Origin of the sequence: Flavobacterium araucananum, assembly GCF_002222055.1 — a bacterium.
Taxonomy (GTDB): domain Bacteria; phylum Bacteroidota; class Bacteroidia; order Flavobacteriales; family Flavobacteriaceae; genus Flavobacterium; species Flavobacterium araucananum.
The window spans coordinates 9,602-12,828 of record NZ_MUGS01000106.1 but is presented as its reverse complement, the minus strand read 5'-3'; the positions used below and the strand labels follow the sequence as shown (position 1 = coordinate 12,828).

The 3,227-nt window shown below is 31.7% G+C and carries 3 protein-coding genes; 1 reads left to right on the top strand and 2 read right to left on the bottom strand.

Going from position 1 to position 3,227, the window contains the following annotated elements; genetic code table 11:
- Positions 1-366: 366 nt before the first annotated feature.
- On the bottom strand, positions 367-630 hold the full coding sequence (locus B0A64_RS24415; RefSeq protein WP_089482048.1) for a hypothetical protein: 264 nt from the start codon (positions 628-630) through the stop codon (positions 367-369).
- A gap of 791 nt (positions 631-1,421) precedes the next feature.
- Between B0A64_RS24415 and B0A64_RS25665 the strand changes: the two genes are divergently transcribed.
- Entirely contained in the window at positions 1,422-2,030 is a 609-nt protein-coding gene (locus B0A64_RS25665) for a hypothetical protein (RefSeq protein WP_244285490.1), read from the top strand.
- Between the two features lie 96 nt (positions 2,031-2,126).
- On the opposite strand, the gene B0A64_RS24405 is transcribed toward B0A64_RS25665, so the two are convergent.
- On the bottom strand, positions 2,127-3,182 hold the full coding sequence (locus B0A64_RS24405) for a RidA family protein (RefSeq protein WP_244285489.1): 1,056 nt from the start codon (positions 3,180-3,182) through the stop codon (positions 2,127-2,129).
- Positions 3,183-3,227: the final 45 nt, after the last annotated feature.

Below are 3,227 nucleotides of genomic sequence, written 5' to 3'. Positions count from 1 at the left end.
AAAGTGAGCTTTTCAAAATTTTTAAATTTCTCCTTTTAAAAAATTTTTGCACCATAATCGATTTTTCTATACCTAGATTAACAGACACGAAACTTTTAAAATTTGAAGATATTCGGCTTACATCACTATCTGAATCCATTAAGATTAGATAAAAACCTTTTGTATAATTAGTAATCATATAAACTTTATTTAATTAATAAGTAGGAAACTTGTGGAATTTGTTAATATATTGATATGGATTTAGTTCTTCAAAGTGACCATTATTAAATATAAACTTAAGATGTTTTTCCATCTCCTGTACTTAACTTAAATAATCTTGCTTTTTTATCTTCCAGCCTGTTAAAATAATTATCCCAATATCGAGGTCTATCGTAGTTTGCTATTATTTCTCCCTTTTTTAATTTCCATAAAAATAAAAGGCGCATCATAATCCCCCCTTTTACTTTCAGAAAAGTCATCTGTATATTCATAATAAAATGGTGCATCATTCATATCGTCCTTTTTTGATAAGATACTAAATATCACTTTATCAGAATTATTTTTGACATGTAAGTCCCGTGTATCTACTTTATCACACGAGCAAAAATTAATTAAAAGAAAAACAGAAAGAAAAGCTTTAGCTTTTGGCATCGTTTAAAGTTTTAGATGATGATATTGTTTGCATTTAATGAAAAAAATGCGCAAAATCAGATACTTCTCTACTACTTGAACTGGAATCTTAAAGAATGCAAAGAACTTCATTATTATTCTTTTGATAAAATTATTTTCGATAATTATTATTCTTCAATATGATTGAAATATATAATCAAATAAAATCAACCCTAAAATAATACCTTAATAATTAAATAACATGTTTTCTTAATAACTGCGGTTATATTAGTAAATGTTTTTATAAATTTGCAATCTTGTATTGAAACCCGTTATTTTCAATTCAAAATTATGACTTTCACATAATTACGTAAGAGTCTTTATCCAAAAATTATAGTATAACAATAATTAAATCCAATGTTTAAGAAAAACAAAACCCAAATTCTAATTTTTATTCTTTTCAGTTTATTTTTTTCCATCAATTCATTTTCTCAAAAAAATATTTATGCCGGAATTGAAATCGGACGCCGAGCAATAAAAACTTCAGTTCTTGAGGTAAATAATATCAAGAAAGCTGACTATAAAATTCTCTATTTCTCGAATGACAGAATTAGTCTTGCGGAGCATATAGCCAGTTACGGGGAACTTCCTCAGGATGATATCAACAAAATTAGTAGTATAATTGTTGATCAATTGCAGAAAATAAGAGCCGAATTTAAAATTCCTGAAGNNCTACTCTAACTAGCAAAAGCTTTGATATCATTAACGTTGATGAAGAAGCTAAAATACTAGTTAAGGGTGCAATACCTCCTGTAGATTATTCTAATGCTTTATTGCTTGATATTGGTGCACAAACTACCAGAGGTGGTTACATCGATGAGCTTAAAGACAACAAATTGGAGTTTATCCCTCTTGAACTTGATTTTGGTACAATGACACTTACTGATGCCGTAAAAAAAACGGTTGTAAATCCAAACCAAGTAAATGATATGTCAACCTATCAGGAAAAGTCTTTTGATTTTAACCCGGTTCTACGCAAGAAAATAAAAGAATTACTTGACGCAAATCCTCCTATATTAAAAAAAGAAAAAGTCTATTTATCCGGAGGAGCAGTCTGGGCATTTGCAACTCTATACTTTGATGAGAATGTTAAGGATCACTATATTTCCTTTAACCTGGAAGATGTTGTCAATTATGATGCAGTCCTAAAAAATAATTTCAATAAGTATAGTAATCTTTCTAAAACCAATAAAGAAGCTGCCAGAGTTTTGAGTACTTATGACCAGAAATATCTAATTTCTGCAAATAATATACTTGTAAACTTTTTGGAAAGTATTCCAAATTTAGAGACAAAGAAAATATACTTTGTTAAGGAAGGGCAAGTAATCTGGCTTATCTCCTATATTGCAGATCGTTCTAAAAAGGTAAATACTAATTTTTAAGCATCTGCTTCACCATTCTTAAAAAAAGAAGCCGTCTCATTTATATTTGAGACGGCTTTTTTATGATTATAATTTAAATTTCTTATCGCATAACTGTTATGCTTTTATTGGAGGCGTTCCTTCAGCGTTTGCTACAACAACATCTATTTGAACTAATGCGTCTTTAAGCAAAGCAGATACTCCAACTGTTCTTCGTGCCGGAGTACCGTTTGGAAAGAATTTGGTATAAACCTGATCAACAGCATCAATGTCTGCGATATCTTTAAGGAACAAATTTACTTTGACCACATCGTCCATAACATGGCCGATACTTTCTAAAATTGCTTTGATATTTTTTAAACATTGTTCAGTCTGCTCTTTTACACCACCAGCTACTATTTTATCCGTTTTTGGATCCAAAGGCAGTTGAGCCGAAATGTGATTGTAATGAGAAAATGCTACTGTTTGTGTCGATAAAGAACTTTTTGGGGCATTATTAGTATTATTGGCGTTTATAACGATTCCGTGTCTGTCTTCGATAGCTTGTGGCGGTGTACCATCTCCGTGAGAAACTACTGCTTCAATTTGTACCAAAGCATTCATAGGCAAACCTGAAGCTGCAATCGTTGTTCGTGCCGGAAAATAAGCTGTGGCTCTGGCAATAGCTGAGTCTGGAAAAAATGTTGTGTAAACTTCATTTACAGCTTCAATATCCGAGAGGTTTTTAAGAAAGATATTGATCTTAACAATGTCATCAAAAGGAACATCGATACTTTCTAATATTGCCTTGATATTTTTCAAGCATTGCCCTGTTTGTTGTTTTACATCACCTACTATCAATCTGCCCGTTTTAGGATCAATAGGCAATTGAGCCGAAAGATTATTGTAATGGGAGAATGATACCGTTTGGGAAGAAAGAGTGCTTACAGGTGCGTGTGCCGTATTATTTGTAAGCTTTACAAGATCACCTGATTGTGGTGCATTTGTAATGGTACCTTCACCGTTTGAAACAAGCGCTTCTATTTGTACCAGTGCATCCAGAGGCAAAGCTGCAACTGCAACTGTCGTAAGTGTAGGAACATAGGTTGAAAAGAACGTTTTATAAACTTCGTCTACAGCATCAACATCTTTAATATTCTTAACAAATACAGTGATCCTGACAACATCGCTCATAACATGGTCGATACTCTCTAAAATTGTTTTAATATTTTTAAAACA

Excerpts from the sequence above, each read along its gene's own strand:
- B0A64_RS24415 (WP_089482048.1), bottom strand. The coding sequence starts at position 630 with ATGCCAAAAGCTAAAGCTTTTCTTTCTGTTTTTCTTTTAATTAATTTT.
- B0A64_RS24405 (WP_244285489.1), bottom strand. The coding sequence starts at position 3,182 with ATGAGCGATGTTGTCAGGATCACTGTATTTGTTAAGAATATTAAAGAT.